Origin of the sequence: Kitasatospora sp. MAA19, from assembly GCF_029894125.1 — a bacterium.
GTDB lineage: Bacteria > Actinomycetota > Actinomycetes > Streptomycetales > Streptomycetaceae > Kitasatospora.
The window spans coordinates 35384-51900 of record NZ_JARXYZ010000010.1; the positions used below are offsets into that span (position 1 = coordinate 35384).

General features: G+C 72.5%; 16 protein-coding genes and 1 riboswitch. Of the genes, 8 read left to right on the top strand and 8 right to left on the bottom strand.

Going from position 1 to position 16517, the window contains the following annotated elements:
• Positions 1-19 precede the first annotated feature (19 nt).
• On the top strand, positions 20-511 hold the full coding sequence (locus P3T27_RS17410; protein WP_280679376.1) for a GNAT family N-acetyltransferase: 492 nt from the start codon (positions 20-22) through the stop codon (positions 509-511).
• An 80-nt stretch (positions 512-591) separates the two neighbouring features.
• Here the strand turns inward: P3T27_RS17410 and P3T27_RS17415 are convergent, their stop codons facing one another.
• On the bottom strand, positions 592-954 hold the full coding sequence (locus P3T27_RS17415; RefSeq protein ID WP_280679378.1) for a hypothetical protein: 363 nt from the start codon (positions 952-954) through the stop codon (positions 592-594).
• A 121-nt stretch (positions 955-1075) separates the two neighbouring features.
• On the bottom strand, positions 1076-1840 hold the full coding sequence (locus P3T27_RS17420; protein WP_280679379.1) for an SDR family oxidoreductase: 765 nt from the start codon (positions 1838-1840) through the stop codon (positions 1076-1078).
• Between the two features lie 137 nt (positions 1841-1977).
• Here P3T27_RS17420 and P3T27_RS17425 point away from each other — a divergent pair, with 137 nt between their 5' ends.
• Both P3T27_RS17425 and P3T27_RS17430 read left to right on the top strand, forming a co-directional pair.
• On the top strand, positions 1978-2598 hold the full coding sequence (locus tag P3T27_RS17425) for a TetR family transcriptional regulator (protein WP_280679381.1): 621 nt from the start codon (positions 1978-1980) through the stop codon (positions 2596-2598).
• Positions 2599-2941: 343 nt separating this feature from the next.
• On the top strand, positions 2942-4084 hold the full coding sequence (locus P3T27_RS17430; RefSeq protein ID WP_280679383.1) for an alpha/beta hydrolase-fold protein: 1143 nt from the start codon (positions 2942-2944) through the stop codon (positions 4082-4084).
• 130 nt (positions 4085-4214) lie between these two features.
• Here P3T27_RS17430 and P3T27_RS17435 read toward each other — a convergent pair whose 3' ends face one another.
• Positions 4215-4544 (bottom strand): MoaF N-terminal domain-containing protein, encoded by a 330-nt coding sequence (locus P3T27_RS17435; RefSeq protein WP_280679385.1) that lies wholly within the window; start codon positions 4542-4544, stop codon positions 4215-4217.
• 209 nt (positions 4545-4753) lie between these two features.
• Between P3T27_RS17435 and P3T27_RS17440 the strand changes: the two genes are divergently transcribed.
• Positions 4754-6130 (top strand): lipase, encoded by a 1377-nt coding sequence (locus P3T27_RS17440; protein ID WP_280679387.1) that lies wholly within the window; start codon positions 4754-4756, stop codon positions 6128-6130.
• A gap of 229 nt (positions 6131-6359) precedes the next feature.
• A riboswitch (cyclic di-AMP (ydaO/yuaA leader) is annotated at positions 6360-6526 on the top strand.
• 2 nt (positions 6527-6528) lie between these two features.
• The gene (locus P3T27_RS17445; RefSeq protein ID WP_280679389.1) at positions 6529-7884 is read left to right on the top strand and encodes a glycoside hydrolase family 16 protein; all 1356 of its coding nucleotides are present in this window, start codon (positions 6529-6531) and stop codon (positions 7882-7884) included.
• Between the two features lie 76 nt (positions 7885-7960).
• Here the strand turns inward: P3T27_RS17445 and P3T27_RS17450 are convergent, their stop codons facing one another.
• Positions 7961-8704, bottom strand: coding sequence for a hypothetical protein (locus P3T27_RS17450; protein ID WP_280679391.1), 744 nt, complete (start codon positions 8702-8704; stop codon positions 7961-7963).
• Between the two features lie 186 nt (positions 8705-8890).
• On the bottom strand, positions 8891-9688 hold the full coding sequence (locus P3T27_RS17455) for an IclR family transcriptional regulator (RefSeq protein ID WP_280679393.1): 798 nt from the start codon (positions 9686-9688) through the stop codon (positions 8891-8893).
• Between the two features lie 188 nt (positions 9689-9876).
• Between P3T27_RS17455 and aceB the strand changes: the two genes are divergently transcribed.
• Positions 9877-11529, top strand: coding sequence for a malate synthase A (gene aceB / locus P3T27_RS17460; protein WP_280679395.1), 1653 nt, complete (start codon positions 9877-9879; stop codon positions 11527-11529).
• A gap of 155 nt (positions 11530-11684) precedes the next feature.
• On the top strand, positions 11685-12086 hold the full coding sequence (locus tag P3T27_RS17465; protein ID WP_280679397.1) for a gamma-glutamylcyclotransferase: 402 nt from the start codon (positions 11685-11687) through the stop codon (positions 12084-12086).
• 99 nt (positions 12087-12185) lie between these two features.
• On the opposite strand, the gene P3T27_RS17470 is transcribed toward P3T27_RS17465, so the two are convergent.
• Positions 12186-13205 (bottom strand): winged helix-turn-helix domain-containing protein, encoded by a 1020-nt coding sequence (locus P3T27_RS17470; RefSeq protein ID WP_280679399.1) that lies wholly within the window; start codon positions 13203-13205, stop codon positions 12186-12188.
• A 55-nt stretch (positions 13206-13260) separates the two neighbouring features.
• Here P3T27_RS17470 and P3T27_RS17475 point away from each other — a divergent pair, with 55 nt between their 5' ends.
• Positions 13261-13401 carry a hypothetical protein gene (locus P3T27_RS17475; RefSeq protein ID WP_280679401.1) on the top strand — a complete coding sequence of 47 codons (141 nt, stop codon included), beginning with the start codon at positions 13261-13263 and terminating at the stop codon, positions 13399-13401.
• Positions 13402-13587: 186 nt separating this feature from the next.
• Here the strand turns inward: P3T27_RS17475 and P3T27_RS17480 are convergent, their stop codons facing one another.
• Positions 13588-14973 (bottom strand): 8-oxoguanine deaminase, encoded by a 1386-nt coding sequence (locus tag P3T27_RS17480; RefSeq protein WP_280679403.1) that lies wholly within the window; start codon positions 14971-14973, stop codon positions 13588-13590.
• Positions 14974-15041: 68 nt separating this feature from the next.
• The gene (locus P3T27_RS17485) at positions 15042-16505 is read right to left on the bottom strand and encodes a nucleobase:cation symporter-2 family protein (RefSeq protein WP_280679405.1); all 1464 of its coding nucleotides are present in this window, start codon (positions 16503-16505) and stop codon (positions 15042-15044) included.
• Positions 16506-16517: the final 12 nt, after the last annotated feature.

Below are 16517 nucleotides of genomic sequence, written 5' to 3' on the forward strand. Positions count from 1 at the left end.
GCGCTCTACCGTGACGACCATGGTGATCCTGCGAATCCTCACGACCGACGACTGGCCGCTCTGGCGCGACCTGCGCATCGCCGCCCTGACCGACGCGCCGCACGCCTTCAAAGCCCGCCTCGCGGACTGGCACCACGGCGGCGAGGAACGCTGGCGCGCCCGGCTTCACCTTCCGGGCGCCCACCACGTCGCGGCGCTGCTGGACGGTCCGGACGGCACCCCGGTCGGCCTGGCGGACGGTGTCCCCGGCGCCGACGGCGTACGGGAGTTGCGCGCGGTGTGGGTCGGACCGCAGGCGCGCGGCCGGGGCGTCGCCGACCGCCTGATCGAGGAGGTCGAGCGCTGGGCCCGCGCATCCGGCGGCACCACGCTGCGCCTCGCGGTGATCCCCGGCAACGAGCCCGCGCTCGCCCTCTACCGCCGGCACGGCTTCACCGCGCTCGCGGAACCCGGCGAACCGCTCGCCGACGGGGTCACCCGGGAGCTCGTGATGGCGAAGCCGCTGCGCTGACGGTCGGACGGGCCGATCGGTCACCCACCGATCCACCCCGCCACCCGCCCGACGGCTGCGAACGCCCCGAAGGCGAGCAGTCACGTCAGCTCTTCGTCCGCCACCTCGCGCCCCTCCCCGCGCTCCTCCGCCCCGCCGTCGGCCGCAGGGCGGACGGCGCGCCAGGCGGACACGTCGGCCTCCGTGAGCCGGTACGGCGCGAGGGCGGTGAGCAGGGCGAGCCGGGCGGCCGGCCGTTCGGATACGGCAAGCCCGGCCAGGTGCGGGCCGACGGGGTCGCCGCCGAGCGGCGGGTGGGTGCCGTCCCAGGCGTCCAGCGAGTCCAGGACGGCGGCGCGGGCGGAGGCCGTCAGCAGGTCGCCGCCCGCCGACGCGGCCGCGCGCAGGGCCAGATAAGCGGGGCCGATCGCCGCCGCCCGGCACGGGGGCCTCGGCTGAGCCATGGGTCATGAGCCCCGAGTCCCGAGCCCTGAGGCGGGCGTCACGCGACACGACAGCGGGGCCTGCGCCACCAACCACTCGGAGGAGTGGCCCAGACCCCGCGTCGTCATGCCGTCCGGCGGATCACATGTGGGTGCCGCCGTCGATGCGGAGCTCGGTGCCGGTGACGAACGCGCCGTCGTCGGACGCCAGCATCGCGATCACGCCGGCCACCGTCTCCGGGCCCGCGAAGCCCTGGCCGAGGGCCGGGGCGAGCTTGGCGAGCAGGCTGAGGTCGGCATCGGCGGGCAGGCCCGGGTTGTGGGTCATGCCGCTGTCGATGCTGCCCGGCGCGACGCAGACCGCGCGCAGGCCCTGCTTCGAGTACTCGGAGGCTATGGCGTGGGTGAAGGACTGGATGCCGCCCTTGGTCGCGGCGTACGCGGCCATGTAGGGGTGGGCGAAGCTCGCGGAGGTGGAGCTGAAGTTCACCACCACGCCCTCGCCGCCCGCGAGCAGCGCCGGGAGCGCCTCGCGGGTCATCAGGAAGGTGCCGGTCAGGTTGACGGCGAGGAGCTTGTTCCAGAACTCCAGGCTGGTCTCGTGCGTGTGCGAGGAGCGCAGGATGCCGGCCGCGTTGACCAGGACGTCCAGCCCGCCGAGGCCGCCGATCGCCGCCGCGACGCCGGTGGTGACGGACGCCTCGTCCGAGATGTCCAGGACCTGGATGGTCAGGCGGTCCGCGGTGCCGTCGGCGGTCGCGCGGTCCAGGGTCTTCTTCAGGCCGTCCTCGTTGACGTCGACGGCGACGACCTTCCCGCCCTCGGCGAGGATCCGGTGCACGGTGGCCTGGCCGATGCCAGAGCCGCCGCCAGTGATCAGGACGTTCCGTCCGCTGAAGCGCTCCATGGTGGTACTCCGTTCGTTCGTGGCCTCTCGACCTCAGGAGACACGTTACGCCTGAGTGGCATAACGTGCCAATAAGTCCATGGATGTCATTACGGCGCGACGTGCCACAGTGGCATCGACCCGCGTAGGCTGGCCCTGTGACCGGACGACCCACCCTGAACCAGCGCCGCCGGGACGCCACCCGGATGGACATCGCCCGCACCGCCGCCGCGCTCTTCGCCGAACGGGGGGCCGAGGCGGTCACCGCCGAGGAGATCGCCCTCGCGGCGGGCATCTCGCTGCGCACCTTCTACCGGTACTTCTCCGTCAAGGAGGACGCCGTCGCCCCGCTGCTGGCGGCGGGCGGGCGGCGCTGGGTCGACCAGCTCGCCGAGGCCCCGGCCGACCTGCCACTGCGCGAGGCGCTGGAGCGCTCGGCGGTGTCCTCGCTGACCCCGGTCGACGACGAGGCCGTCGAGGCGATGGAGTGGACCCGCAGCCTGCTGCGCGATCCGCGCCTCGACGGCACCTGGCAGCGGGTCCACGCCGACTCCGAGGAGCGGCTGCGGGTCGTCCTCGCGGGTCGGTGTCCGGACGGCACCGACCCGCTGGAGATCCGCCTGGCCGCCGCCGCGGCGACCGCTGCGATCCGGGTCGCGCTGGAGGAGTGGGCCTCCTCCGGCGCCCCCACTGCCGGTCCGGGGTCCCCTCGGGAGCTCGGCGCCCGCTGCATGCGCGAACTCACGGCGGGGCTGCGGCTCTACGACCGGGAGGGGTGAGCCCGACTCCGGCTGCCGCTCTCGCGGTTGCCGATCCCGGTCGTACTCGTGCCGGACCCGCGCCTCCGCACCCGCTCCCGGAATCCCGCAGTCCAGCCGCCCGTCGGGTCGGCGGTCGACGGCGGGCGACGGCGGTCCGGTGGCGGCGAACAGATGACAGCAGACAGATAACAGATAACAGATTTCGAAATCTGTCATCTGTCAGTTGTCATCTGTCGCCCGTTCCGCCTCCCCGCCCCGTTAGGGTTGGTGATCGCGCGCCCCGGCGGGGGAACCGGGGTGACCACCTCGGATGTCCTGAGCGGAGGGGGCGGGGAGTTCGAGGCGTGGGAGCAAGTAGGACATGGGTCTGACGAGCCACAAGGTGTTGGCGCTGACCGTATTGATCGCCGTCGTGATGACGGCCGGCACGGTCTGGCTGTGGCCAAGACTCGCCAGGCAGACCTGGCAGGCGGTGCTCGGCCGGATCGGCGCGCTGCTCGCCACCCAGCTCACGGTGCTTGCCGCGCTCGGCCTGGTGGCGAACAACTACTTCGCCTTCTACAGCAGTTGGGACGACCTGCTGGGCACCGGCGAAACCGGCCCGGTGGTGATCCACAACAAGGCGGACGCGTCCGGTCGGCTGCTCGTGGAGACGATCGGCCACGCCTCCGTCAAGGGCGGCGGCGCGATGGGTCGCGAGCCGAGCCAGTCCGGCGAGATCCGCAAGGTGCGGATCGACGGTGCGGCGAGCCGGCTGTCCACCGAGGGGTACGTCTACCTGCCGCCGCAGTACTTCCAACCGGAGTACGCGCAGCGGCAGTTCCCGGCGGTGATCGTCAGCACCGGCTTCCCCGGGCTCGCCGAGAACCTGATCACGCGGTTCAACTACCCGGGCGCGGCGCTCAAGCTGCTCCAGGAGGGGAAGATGCAGCCGACCGTCATGGTCATGGTGCGCCCCTCGCCGGCCCTGCCGCAGGACACCGAGTGCGAGGACATCCCGGGCGGAGCGCAGTCCGACACGTACTTCACCAAGGACGTCCCCTCGGCGATCCAGGCGAGCTTCCGGGTCTCGTCCGACCCGCAGGCCTGGGCCTTCATGGGCAACTCGACCGGCGGCTACTGCGCCCTCAAGTTGGCCATGCGCCACCCGGACGTCTTCCCGACCGCCGTCGCGCTCTCCGCCTACTACGACGCCGCCGACGACCCGACCACGGGCGACCTCTTCGGCGGCAGCAAGCAGCGCCGCGACGAGGCCAACCTGATGTGGCGGCTGAAGAACCTGCCGCAGCCGAAGGTGTCCGTGCTGCTGGCCGGTACCAAGAAGGGCGACGGCAACTACCGGCACGACACCGAGGCCTTCGTCGACGCGGTGCAGGCCCCGATGAAGGCCTCCTACAGCATGCTGGAGAACGGCGGCCACAACTTCGAGACCTGGAGCGCCCTGCTGCCGTCCTCGCTGGAGTGGCTGTCCCAGCACCTCAAGGTGCCGAACCAGACCGTCTGAGCAGACCCGAGCAGTTCCAGCGGACCCAGCAGACCCGGTGGACCCAGTGGATCTAGCTGATCCGAGCGGATCAACGGGCAGGCAAGGCCGACAGCAGGGGACCAGCCCCGGGGCGCGGGAGCGGCGAGGCTCAGACCACCCGCTCCAGCGTCCCGGTGTGCAGCTCGCCGACCCGGCCGCCCTCGCCCTCGTACGTCCAGAAGGCGCGCACCGTCAGTCGGCCGAGGTCCATGACGTGGCTGACGGTGATCCCGCTTTGCTCCGTCCAGCTGATGAAGTAGATCTCCGGTGCCACCTCGGCGACGTGCAGTAGCACGTCCTCCCACTGGCCCGCCGACTCGCCGAGGCCCTCCCAGCGCAGCCGCCGGCCGTCGGCCGAATAGGTGTTGCGGAAGGCCGCGCCGTTGTCGGCCCGGAAGAGGTAGGTGCGGCCGGCGAAGGCGGGCAGGGGCGCGGTCATGGTGGGGCGGTACCTCGTTTCCGTGAGGCCGTGCACGGCGGTCTTGTGCACTGCGGAAGATGTCGGACCTCCAATTTATCCGACCCGGTGAGCCGAGCAGGCGCGCCCGTGGGCAGTGCGCCACGGCACCGGCCGCCACCGTGCCGGCCTCCGGGGTGTATGACCGGCACCTGGGCGCCCGCCGCGGGCCGGTCCTACCGTCCACCCCCATGAGACGCACCCCCACGAGACCCGGAGCGCCGAGACCCCGCACGCCGAGACCCGGCACGCCGCGCCGCACCCCCACCGCGCTGTCCGCCGTCCTGCTCACCCTCGCCGCCCTCCTCCTCGGCACCCCCACCACGGCCCAAGCGGCCGCCACCGCGCAGGCCGCCACCGCGCAAGCCGTTACCGCGCAGACCTCCGCCGCCCAAGCCGCCGCCGCCCCCCTCGCCCTGGAAGCCACCTTCCCCGCCCCCGGCAACGGCTGGGCCAAGGTCGAGCGCTACCTCGACACCACCCCCGGCTTCCGCGCCGAGCAGTACCCGGCCGACGGTCGCGGCGACCAGGACGGCGCCCGCCGAACGTACTTCGGCGGCACCGGCGAGCCCTACTCCGGCCGCTTCCTGCTGTACTCCGCGACCGGCTGGGACACCGGCGGCCGCCAGACCCCCGTCCTGCTGGTCCACGGCGCCAACGACAACGTCGACCGCGCCTGGGCGAACCCGGCCGAGAGCGGCACCTGCGGCGCCTCCGCCTGCCCGTCCACCGGCCTGGCCCAGTACCTCGCCGGCACCGGCCACCGGGTGTTCGCCATCGGCTTCGCCCACAAACAGGGCGACAACCTGCTCCAGGCGCAGACCGTCGGCGACGCCGTCGCGCTGATCCGGACCCGGCTCGGGGTCTCCCAGGTGGACGTGGTGGCGTGGAGCAAGGGCGAGGTCGCCGCCCGGGCGTACGTGTCCTCGGTGCGCCCGTCCTGGGGGAGGGCGTACGCGGGCGACGTGCGCCGCCTGATCACCCTCGGCGGGCCGAACGGCGGGCTCGACTACGTGTACGCGCACGGTTGGTCCTTCGACCTGGCCGCCTGGCCGGCCTGCGGCGGCACCGCCAACGCGCCGTCCCCGCACCTGTACATGACCTGCTACGGCACGTACACCGCGCAGCCCTGCCTCGGCGTGCTGCCCACCGGCGGCCACGACTGCTACCCGGGACAGCGTCAGCTGCTCGCCCGCTGGGACGGCCGGTACGGGGTGGACGGCACCTCCCAGGACTGGTGGACCACGTACTACGGCGGCCAGGGCTTCTACACCTCCGGCCAGGGCATCCAGGCGGCGATCGACGCCGGGTCGCTGATCGCGCCGCTGCAGCAGGCCGGAGTCCCGGCGTCGGTGCGCACCTACCTGCTCGCGGGCGGGTCGGCCGACATCCCGGGCGTGCTCAACGAGAACCGGGGGCCCAGCGACGGCATCGTGTTCACCGCGAGCGCCCTGGACACCACCGGTGTCGCGACGATCGGCGGCACCCGGCTCCTCGCCGGTCTCAACCACCTGGAACTCGCCTGGGCGCCGGAGGCCGAGAGCCAGGTCGACGGCTGGCTCGACTGATCCCTTGGTCCGCTGATCCGCTTCCGATCCGCTGCTTCCCTGGTCCGCCGATCCCTTGATCGACCCCAACGGATCCACCACACAGCGTCGTTGATCGACACCACTGTGAGCTGTGCGACAACCGACCCGGCCGGGTTGTCCGTTCACGTACGGTCTGCCTAGCCTGCAACGGTCGTTCGCTCTCGCGGACTCCGCCGCCGGGACGCCGAGTCCTGTCCACCCGCCGGTCGGCAATCGAGCACCACAACGGACAGGAGCGGGGGAACCAAGGTCAGCGCCCGGCCCGTACGCTCCCGCGTGCGGGCCGTGGCTAGGGGTGAAGCCGCTTCCACCGACGGCCGGGCCACCTCCGCCCGAATCCGACAGCTCACCTCGCAGGCGTCGCAGAGGACACTCCCATGCACCAGCCTGCCCGTCGCCGCGCGCCGCGTCACGCCCGCCCCTCCCACCGGGGCCGCAGCGCCACTCTCGCCGCCACCGGAGCGTTCGCCATCACCGGCGCCGGACTGTTCGGCCTGCCGGCCGTCACCGGTGCCCAGGCCGCCACCGCTCCGACCGTCACCCAGGACCGGCTGGCCCCGGCGACCATGGTCGCGACCAAGGCCGCCACCGCCTCGCTGACCCTGCACTCCTCGGCCTGCTTCACCGCGAAGACCGTCGGCGTGGGCGTCCGGGACGCGTCCGGCGCCAACCTCGACTTCCCCGGCAACGCCTCCAACGCGCGGATCTGCCCGAGCGGCCTGAACTTCACCAGCGGCGCGCGCACCCTGCCGGCCGGGACGTACACCCAGTTCGGCTTCTGGCAGGACCTCGGCGGGGCCTGGCACAACCTGCCCTCGCAGCAGCTCGTGGTCTCCAACGCCCCGGCGCCGACCTCGACTCCGACCCCGGCGCCGACCGCGACCTCGACCCCGGCTCCGACCGCGACGCCGGCTCCGACCGCGACCGCCACCCCGAAGCCGACCGCCACCCCGAAGCCGACCGCCACCCCGACCCCGAAGCCCTCCCCGACGAGCAGCCCGAGCGCCACGGCCAGTCCGTCGCCGAGCACCCCGGTCTCCCCGGTCGCCGGCAAGTCGCTGACCTGGTCCGACGAGTTCAACAGTCCGATCAGCTGGGGTTCGCGCTGGGTCGGCGACAAGACCAGCTCGTACAAGTACGGCAACCACAACCCGGACGACAACAAGCTCGACTGGCTGAACAAGAACAACGTCAGCGTCGCGAACGGGGTCGCCACCTTCACCGCCGCGCCGAGCGGCAGCACGCTGGAGAACGGCAAGCAGGCCTGGAACACCGGCTTCCTGACCACCGAGGGCTCCAGCGAGGGCTTCCAGGTCAAGACCGGCGACTACGCCGAGACCCGGGTCAAGCTGCCGTCCGGCTCCGGCGCCTGGCCGGCCCTCTGGACCTGGAAGAACGGCAACGGGGAGGTCGACTCCTTCGAGTACCACCCCGACAACCCGAACCTGCTGGAGCTGACCAACCACGTCAACCCCGGCAACCCCAAGTACTACACCGACGCGAGCGCGATCGCGAAGGACCAGTGGGTGACCATCGGGACGTATTACGGCGCCACCTCGGTGGACTGGTACGTCAACGGCGTCAAGGTCTTCTCGGACGGCAAGGGCGTCGGCGCCAACTGGTCGGCGTACCTGATCCTCAACCTGTCGGTCGGCGCGGGGCAGTACCACCCCGCGCCGCAGGGGACCGCCCCGATCACCTTCGCCGCCGACTACGTCCGCGTGTACCGGTAACCAGTAATCGGTAACCGGGTGCCGCTACCCGCGAACCGGTGACCACCGCGTACCGGTGACCGCCGGCCGGGCCCGGTCAGGAACCGGCAGCCGTCTCGACCACCGTGAGGTCGAACGGCTGCCGGTTGTTGCGCTCGTTCCGGTCGTCCGGGCTGCGCACCGCGACCGCGCCGCCACCGAGCCGGCCGACCGGCAGGCCCGGGTCCAGCCGGACCGGGACGAGCGCGGTCGCGGTACGCAGCGGGGGCAGGCCGGGCCCGAAGACGCACCGCACCTCGCGGCCGTCCCGCAGCACCTCGCAGTCGGACGGGAAGTACGGGCCCTCCGGCGTCACCCCGTCCGGCAGCGTCACCACGACCGTGAACGGCGAGGCGGTGGTGTCCGGGCCGCCGTTGGCCACGAACGCGTGGACGGTGGTGGTGCCGCCGGGCGGAGCGGCGTCCGGGTCCATCCGGACCACCTCCAGGTCGGAGTGCGACGGCGTGGCGGCGACGCTGACGTCCACCGCCGGCCGCGGCTCGGGCCGCCGCAGCGCCCAGGACGGGCCGGCGGCCAGCGTCGCCGCCGCGCAACCCGCCGCCACGGCCGCGACGAACCAGGCCCCGCCGAACCCCCGGCGCACCGGTTCCCCGTACGTCGACTCCCCGTACGCCGAACTGCCGAGCGCCGCGTGGCCGCGACCGGATTCCCCGTAGCCCCAGTCCCCGCAGGCGCCAACCCGGAAGCCGCCGTCCCGGAAGCCGCTGTCCCTGAGACCGCCGTCCCTGAGGCCGCCGTCCCCGTGTCCAGAACAGTCGCGCCCCGCATCGCTGCGCTCCATCGCCGCTCACCCGTGCCCTTGCGTTCCGGCGGCCCGCGCCGTCGCGGGCCGCGTCCGCACCAGGGTGGCCGAGCCGCCACCGGGGGTACGGCGCAACCCGCCCGCCGTCCGCCCGAACGGGCGAACCCGCGCACGGGAAGTCGACCGGTCCGACGTCCCGCGCAGCAGCGTCGTTCTGGCGAGGCGTCAGGGTGCGAGGACCTGCCCCAGCCGGGTCGCGATGTGGTGCATCACCGGCACCAGCGAGGACGCGCCGGTCTGCTCCTCCAGCGCCCGGATGCGGGCTTCGGGGCCGGACACCGACAGGGCGGTGGGCGTCGGTGCGCCGGGGACGGCGAGCGCGATGCAGCGGACGCCGATCTCCTGCTCCTGGTCGTCGACCACGTAGCCGCGCTCGCGCGCCTCGGCGAGCTGCTGCAGCAGCTCCTGCGGGTCGGTGACCGTGTACTCGGTGTGCGCGGGCAGCGGGTTGGGGCCGAGGATGGCGCGCGCCTCGTCCTCGGGGAGCTGGGCGAGCAGCGCCTTGCCGACGCCGGTGCAGTGCGGCTGCACCCGCCGGCCGACCTCGGTGAACATCCGCATCGAGCGCCGCGACTGCACCTGCCCGACGTACACCACCTCGCCTCCCTCCAGTACGGCCAGGTTGGCGGTCTCGCCGGTGGCCTCCATGAGTTCGGCCAGGTACGGGCGGGCCCAGCTGCCGAGCAGTCGTCCGGCCGTCTCGCCGAGGCGGATCAGCCGGGGGCCGAGCGTGTAGCGACGCGCGGTGTCCTGGCGGACATAGCCCTGCTGGACGAGGGTACGAACCAGACGGTGGATGGTCGGCATCGGCAGGCCGGAACTGGCGGAGAGCTCGCTGAGCGTGGCCACGCCGCCGGAGTCGGCCAGCGCCTCCAGCAGCTGGAAGGCGCGCTCGACGGACTGCACGCCGCCGGTCGCGCGGTCCGTGCCTGTCGTCGATGCTGTGTCGGGGGTCGGAACCACCGGCGTTCCCTTCGCTGTCGGGGAGGAGTAGAGTCCCGGCGATCGCATCAACAAACCGTTGAAATTCTGTATCGCGGAAACTAGTCTCCACCTTACAGAATCGAACTCGCCGACAGGTGGGTTCCGATCAAGGAAGTTCCCACCGGAGCTCCCTTCGCCAGGCTCAACCGCTTAGGAGTGTCCTGCCCATGGCTACAGATCAGGGACCCGTCGGCGCCTCCCCTGCCGCTCCGGTCGTCACTGTCGCCGGTCCGCGCGTCCACCGGGCGGAGGAGGTGCTCACTCCGGAGGCGGTCGCCTTCGTCGTCGGCCTCCATCGCGCCTTCGAGGGCCGTCGGCAGGAACTCCTGGCCGGGCGGAAGACCCGCCGTGCGCAGATCGCCGAGGCCGGCACGCTGGACTTCCTCCCCGACACCGCCGACATCCGGGCCGGCGACTGGAAGGTCGCCGAGGCGCCCCGCGCCCTCCAGGACCGCAGGGTCGAGATCACCGGCCCCACCGACCGCAAGATGGTCATCAACGCCCTCAACTCCGGCGCGCGGATCTGGCTCGCCGACTTCGAGGACGCCACCTCCCCGACCTGGGAGAACGTGGTCAGCGGCCAGATCAACCTGATCGACGCCTTCGAGGGCCGGATCGACTTCACCACCCCCGCCGGGAAGGCGTACGCCCTCAAGCCCGCCGCCGAACTCGCCACCGTCGTGGTCCGTCCGCGCGGCTGGCACCTGGACGAGAACCACCTGCTCGTCGACGGCGCCCCGGTCGCCGGAGCCTTCCTCGACTTCGGTCTCTACTTCTTCCACAACGCCGCCCGGCTGCTCGCCAAGGGCGCCGAGGACCCCAACTCCGGCCCGTACTTCTACCTGCCGAAGACCGAGAGCCACCTCGAAGCCCGGCTCTGGAACGACGTGTTCACCCACGCCCAGGCCCAACTCGGCATTCCGCACGGCACCGTCCGCGCCACCGTCCTGATCGAGACCATCACCGCCGCCTTCGAGATGGACGAGATCCTCTACGAGCTGCGCGAGCACGCGGCCGGCCTCAACGCCGGGCGCTGGGACTACCTGTTCTCGATCGTCAAGAACTTCCGCGACGTCGGCGAGCACTACATCCTGCCGGACCGCAACACCGTCACGATGGCCTCGCCGTTCATGGCCGCCTACACCCGCCTGCTGGTGCAGACCTGCCACAAGCGCGGCGCCCACGCGATCGGCGGCATGGCCGCGTTCATCCCCAGCCGCAGGGACCCGGAGGTCAACGCCGCCGCCCTGGAGAAGGTCAAGGCGGACAAGGACCGCGAGGCCGGCAACGGCTTCGACGGCTCCTGGGTCGCCCACCCGGACCTGGTGCCGGTCGCCCGCGCCTCCTTCGACGCGGTGCTCGGCGAGCGCCCCAACCAGAAGGACAACCCCGGGCCGTCCGAGCCGGTCACCGCCGCCCAACTGCTCGACATCGCCGGCGCCGGCGGCACCTGCACCCGCGCCGGGCTGCACAACGCCGTCCAGGTCGGCGTCCGCTACATCGAGGCCTGGCTGCGCGGCCTCGGCGCGGTCGGCATCTTCAACATGATGGAGGACGCCGCCACCGCCGAGATCTCCCGCTCGCAGATCTGGCAGTGGATCCACAACGGCGTCGTCCTGTCCGACACCGGTGAGAAGGCCACCGCCGACCTGGTGCGCACCCTGGTCGCCGCCGAGTTGGCCGAACTCCTGGCCGAGCTGGGCGAGGACGCGTACGCCGGCGGCCGCTGGCGCGAGGCCGCCCAGCTCTTCGAACAGGTCGCCCTGGCCGAGGAGTTCGTGGACTTCCTGACCCTTCCGGCGCTCCCCCTGCTGGGCTGAGTCCAAATCTATCCGCCGGCGCCACCGCTGCCGCCTGCCAGGCTGGAGCAGTGCCGCCGGCCCATTACTCCGTTCCGTACGGCGACGATTCCACCTGTCCTCTCGTCGCCGTACGGAACGGCCTTTTCCCCGGTAACCGGTAGAGGAGTTCACCCGTGCCCCGCATCTTCTTCAACGGTCAGGCCATGGTCGGCGGTCCGTTCCACGCCAAAGTCGCCGACGCCCTGGTCGGGCCGGCCCGCACCGCCCCCGGCTACCGCTTCTTCTCCATCGACGTCAACGGGGAGAAGGACGTCTGCCCCGGCCTGCTGAGCGACGCGGCCGTCGACAGCGCGATCGAGGGCGAGCTCTACGACATCACCCTGGAGCGCCTGCGCGACGTCATCCTGCCCGGCGAGCCGCGCGAGCTGGAGCTCGGCGTCATCGAGCTGGAGGACGGTTCCGCCTGCCTGTCCATGCTGCTCGCCCGTGGCGAGGTCGAGCGCGGCGTCCACCGAGAGATCACCCATCACGGCGGCTGGCGCGCCTACCTCGCCACCCTCGGGCGCACCGCCTGAGACGGGCGGCGGGCTGTGGACAGTCGACGGCGAACAGATGACAGCTGACAACTTTCGTTATCTGTTATCTGTTTGCTGAACTCTGTCAGCCGTCAGCCGTCAGCCGCCGCCCCGGCCCCCGCCCGCCACCAACGCGTCGCCCAGCCCGCTGCGCCGGTAGAGGACCCGGCGGCCGTGCCGGGTGCGCTCCAGCAGGCCGGCCGCCGCGAGCGCGCCCAGATGGCGGCTGACCGCGCCCGGGGTGACCCCGAGCCGGTGCGCCAACTCCGTGGTGCTGGCCGGGATTTCCAGCATCCTCAGCAGCCTCGCCCGGGGTGCCCCGACGAGCCCCTCCAGCGGTCCGCCCGGCTGTTCGGGCCGGCCCGCCCCCAGCCCCTCCGCCATGGTCGCCTTGCCGCGCGCCGGATAGCAGACCAGCGGCGGCCCTACCTGGGTGACGTCGGTCTGCGCGCCGAGCCCGAACAGCGTCGGGACCAGCACCAGCCCCCGCCCCGCAACATCCACCGTGGTGCCCACCGCCCGGACGGCGGGGTGCGGGTCGACCAGTCGCAGCACCCCGGCGTGCCAGGTCAGCCGGGCGTCGAGATCCGCGAACAGCCCCTCCGCCCCGCGCTCCGAGAGCATCCGGCCCCGGTGTGCGATGTCCGCCTCCAGCACCAACCGGGCCCGCGGCCACCAGGCGGGGGAGAGGCAGCGCGCCCAGTACGCCTCCAACGCCTCGGCCACCCGGGTGGTCAGTGCCGACGGATCGTCGATCAGCCCGGCCAGCACCGGCGGCAGCGCGCTGTGGTCGCCCTGGTACGCGGCCAGCACGTCCGCCCGCACCACCTCCGGCGGGGTCGCCGTCAGCCTCGCCAACTCGGCCGCGAACTCCGGGCGCGGACCGGCCGGGCGCGGCGTGAGGAAGTCCGGCACGAAGCCGACCGGCGCGATCAGCGAGTCCAGCAGCACGGTGTCCAGCGTCTCGTACCGGCCCTGCCAACTCGCCACCCAGGGCTGCTGCTCCGGATAGCCGGCCGGCCGGCGGCGGGCGCGCAGGCTCAACACCGTCTCCTGCAGGGCGGAGTAGCCGAACCAGGTGGCGGCGAGGTCGTCAACGCCTAAGCGGAACTCGAACATTGACCGTAACGGTAAAAGAATTCCGCCGCCCGGGGAACCCCGCTGTCCTACTGCCATGACGTCCACCGCGGTGCGCCCGTCCGCCGTCCGCCGCCTCCTGCCGGCCGACCCGCTGTTGCGCAGGCTCGCCCTCGCCGGCGTCCTCACCCCCGCCGGCGCAGCGCTCCCGCGCGCCACCCGGGGCGCCGCCCGCTGACGTTCCGGCCAGCTCCCCACGGGGGTGGGAACAGGCCGGAGCCCACGCCGCAGCCCCGGACCCTCGCCGTGGGTCCGGGGCTGCGGTCCGCGCACCGGCCGAAGGGGGCCGGGTCGCGGAGTCCGGGTCACGCACCGTCCCTGGGCGGCCCGGAGCTGGTGGGGGATGACAGGAACAGAGCGGGGGTCAGACGGGGCGGGCGGCGAGCTCCTTGGCGGCGCGGGCACAGTCGCGGGCGATCCGGTCCTCGTTGACGGTGGTCAACTGGCCCTTCTCGACGACGGCGTTGCCGTTGACGAAGAGGACCGACAGCGGCGGCAGGGCGCCGAGGGTGAGGGCGGCGACCGGGTCGGCGATGGAGGAGTGCATGATCCCGTCGACCTTCCACAGCGCCAGGTCGGCGAGCTTGCCGGCCTCGATCGAGCCGATCTCGTTCTGGCGCCCGAGCACCCGGGCGCCGCCCATGGTGCCCAGGCGCAGCGCCTGACGGCCGGTGAGCGCGGTCGGGGAGCCGTGCAGGCGGTTGATCAGCAGGGCGTTGCGCAGCTCGGTGCCGAGTTCGCCGGACTCGTTGGAGGCGGTGCCGTCCACGCCGAGGCCGACCGGGACACCGGCCCTGAGCATGTCGGGGACGCGGGCGATCCCGGCGGCCAGACGGGCGTTGGAGGACGGGCAGTGGGCGACGCCGGTGCCGGTCTCGGCGAACTTGGCGATGTCGGAGTCGTTCATGTGGACGCAGTGCGCCATCCAGACGTCCTCGCCGAGCCAGCCGACGGACTCGAAGTAGTCGGTCGGGCCCATGCCGAACAGCTCCTTGCAGAACTGCTCCTCCTCGGCGGTCTCCGAGCCGTGGGTGTGCAGCCGCACGCCCTTGCGGCGGGCGAGTTCGGCGGACTGGCGGAGCAGGTCGGTGGAGACCGAGAACGGCGAGCAGGGTGCGATGGCGACGTGCAGCATCGAGCCGAAGGAGGAGTCGTGGTACGTGTCCACGGCGGCCTCGGAGGCGGCGAGGATGTCGTCGAGCTCCTCGACCGCGTGGTCCGGCGGAAGGCCGCCGTCCTTCTTGCTGCGGTCCATGGAGCCGCGCAGCGCGGTGAAGCGCAGGCCGAGCTCCTGGACGGCCTCGATGGAGGCGCCGAGGACGTCGCCGCCGTCCTTGGGGAACACGTAGTGGTGGTCGGAGGCGGTGGTGCAGCCGGACTTGAGCAGGGCCGCGGCAGAGCCCTGGCTGGCGGCGTGGACGAGCTTCTCGTCGATCCGGGCCCAGGTCGGGTAGAGGGCGACGAGCCAGTCGAAGAGGATGGCGTCCTGGGCGAGGCCGCGGGTGATCCACTGGTAGAAGTGGTGGTGGGTGTTGACCAGGCCGGGGGTGATCAGGTGGCCCTCGCCGTTGATCCGGCGCACCACGTTGTCCAGCCACATCGGGGCGGGCCCGTCGCCGACCGACTCGATCCGGTTGCCGAGGATGACCACGTGGCCGCGGGCGTACTCGGTGTCATCGGCGTCGACGGTCGCGATCGCGACGTTCTCGATGACGATCCGCTGGTCGGCGGGTGGGGGCTGGACTGCCATGGTGTTACTCCTATGGGGGAGGGTCGGGAGGGGTGTGCGCCGTGCGGCGGGCACCCCTCCCGGGCCGGTCAGGACGGTGTCGCCGTCGGCACCGTCGCACCGGAGGTCTGGCCGGATCCGGTCCGGCGGGCGGCTCCGGCGTGGTGGAAGAGCAGGTTGAGCAGGACGGCCATCACGCAGCCGGCCGAGATCCCGGAGTGCAGCAGGGTCCGGACGGCCTCCGGGAAGGCGTCGTAGAAGGTCGGCACCGCGATCGGGATGATCCCGACGCCGAGCGAGACGGAAACCAGGATGGTGTTCGAGCTGGACTCCAGGCCGGCCTCCGCGAGGGTGCGGATGCCGCTGGCCGCGACGGTCCCGAAGAGCACGATCCCGGCGCCGCCCAGGACGGGCTGCGGTACCAGGGAGACGACCGAGCCGAGCACGGGGAAGAGCCCGAGCAGGACCAGGATGCCGCCGCCGGCCGCGACCACGAAGCGGCTGCGGATCTTCGTCAGCGCCACCAGCCCGATGTTCTGGGCGAAGGCGCTGGCGGCGAAGCCGTTGAAGACGGGGCTGAGCGCGGTGGCCAGTCCGTCGGCCCGCAGGCCGGCGGCGAGCGTGGGTTCGTCGGCCTCGCGCTCGACGATCTTGCCCAGTGCGAGCATGTCGGCGGTGGACTCGGTCATGGAGACCACCATGACGATGCACAGCGAGACGATCGCGGCGGCGTCGAAGACGGGCGCGCCGAAGTGGAACGGGGAGGGGAGCGCGAAGACCTTCGCGTCCTTCACCGCGCCGAAGTCGGCCAGGCTCAGCGGGAAGGCGATCAGGGTGCCGAGCGCCAGGCCGATGAGCAACGAGAGCTGCTGCCAGAAGCCGCGCAGCAGCCGGTTGCAGAGCACCACCGCGACGAGGGTGATCGCGGCGAGGCCGATGGCCCGCATGGAGCCGTACCCGGGGGCGCTCGGCGTGCCGCCGCGCGCCCAGTTGACCGCCACCGGGAGCAGGGACACCCCGATGAGGGTGATCACGGTGCCCTGGACGACCGGGGGGAAGAACCGGATGAGCTTGCAGAAGTACGGCGCCGCGAGGAAGCACAGGACCCCCGCGACGATCACCGCTCCGAAGATCACCGGGAGGGCGTCCTTCGGTCCGTGTTCCTTGGCGATGGCGATCATGGGCGCGACCCCCGCGAAGGAGACGCCGTTCACGAACGGCAGTCGCGCGCCGATCTTCCAGATGCCGAGGGTCTGGAGCAGGGTGGCCAGTCCGGCGGTGAACAGGCTGGCCGAGATGAGCAGGGCGAGTTCGGCGGGCGAGAGCCCGACGCCGGCGCCGACGATGAGCGGGGGTGCGACGACTCCCGCGTACATCGCGGCGACGTGCTGGAGACCGGTGGAGAAGAGCTTCGCCGGGGGCAGCAACTCGTCCACGGGGTGGGGTCCGGACCCGGACGGCGTGCCGGGGAGGTGTGCCGACGCGCCGTCCGGGCCGGGGGTTCTTGCCGGGGTGGAACCGCCGTCGTTACTGCTGGTGCTGCTGGGTGCCATGTCGAGCCCCTC

Coding starts and splice junctions, on each gene's coding strand:
- P3T27_RS17440 (WP_280679387.1), top strand. CDS start 4,754: ATGAGACGCACCCCCACGAGACCCGGAGCGCCGAGACCCCGCACGCCG.
- P3T27_RS17485 (WP_280679405.1), bottom strand. CDS start 16,505: ATGGCACCCAGCAGCACCAGCAGTAACGACGGCGGTTCCACCCCGGCA.
- P3T27_RS17415 (WP_280679378.1), bottom strand. CDS start 954: ATGGCTCAGCCGAGGCCCCCGTGCCGGGCGGCGGCGATCGGCCCCGCT.
- P3T27_RS17420 (WP_280679379.1), bottom strand. CDS start 1,840: ATGGAGCGCTTCAGCGGACGGAACGTCCTGATCACTGGCGGCGGCTCT.
- P3T27_RS17410 (WP_280679376.1), top strand. CDS start 20: ATGGTGATCCTGCGAATCCTCACGACCGACGACTGGCCGCTCTGGCGC.
- P3T27_RS17475 (WP_280679401.1), top strand. CDS start 13,261: ATGACGTCCACCGCGGTGCGCCCGTCCGCCGTCCGCCGCCTCCTGCCG.
- P3T27_RS17450 (WP_280679391.1), bottom strand. CDS start 8,704: ATGGAGCGCAGCGATGCGGGGCGCGACTGTTCTGGACACGGGGACGGC.
- P3T27_RS17480 (WP_280679403.1), bottom strand. CDS start 14,973: ATGGCAGTCCAGCCCCCACCCGCCGACCAGCGGATCGTCATCGAGAAC.
- P3T27_RS17435 (WP_280679385.1), bottom strand. CDS start 4,544: ATGACCGCGCCCCTGCCCGCCTTCGCCGGCCGCACCTACCTCTTCCGG.
- P3T27_RS17445 (WP_280679389.1), top strand. CDS start 6,529: ATGCACCAGCCTGCCCGTCGCCGCGCGCCGCGTCACGCCCGCCCCTCC.
- P3T27_RS17470 (WP_280679399.1), bottom strand. CDS start 13,205: ATGTTCGAGTTCCGCTTAGGCGTTGACGACCTCGCCGCCACCTGGTTC.
- aceB (WP_280679395.1), top strand. CDS start 9,877: ATGGCTACAGATCAGGGACCCGTCGGCGCCTCCCCTGCCGCTCCGGTC.
- P3T27_RS17430 (WP_280679383.1), top strand. CDS start 2,942: ATGGGTCTGACGAGCCACAAGGTGTTGGCGCTGACCGTATTGATCGCC.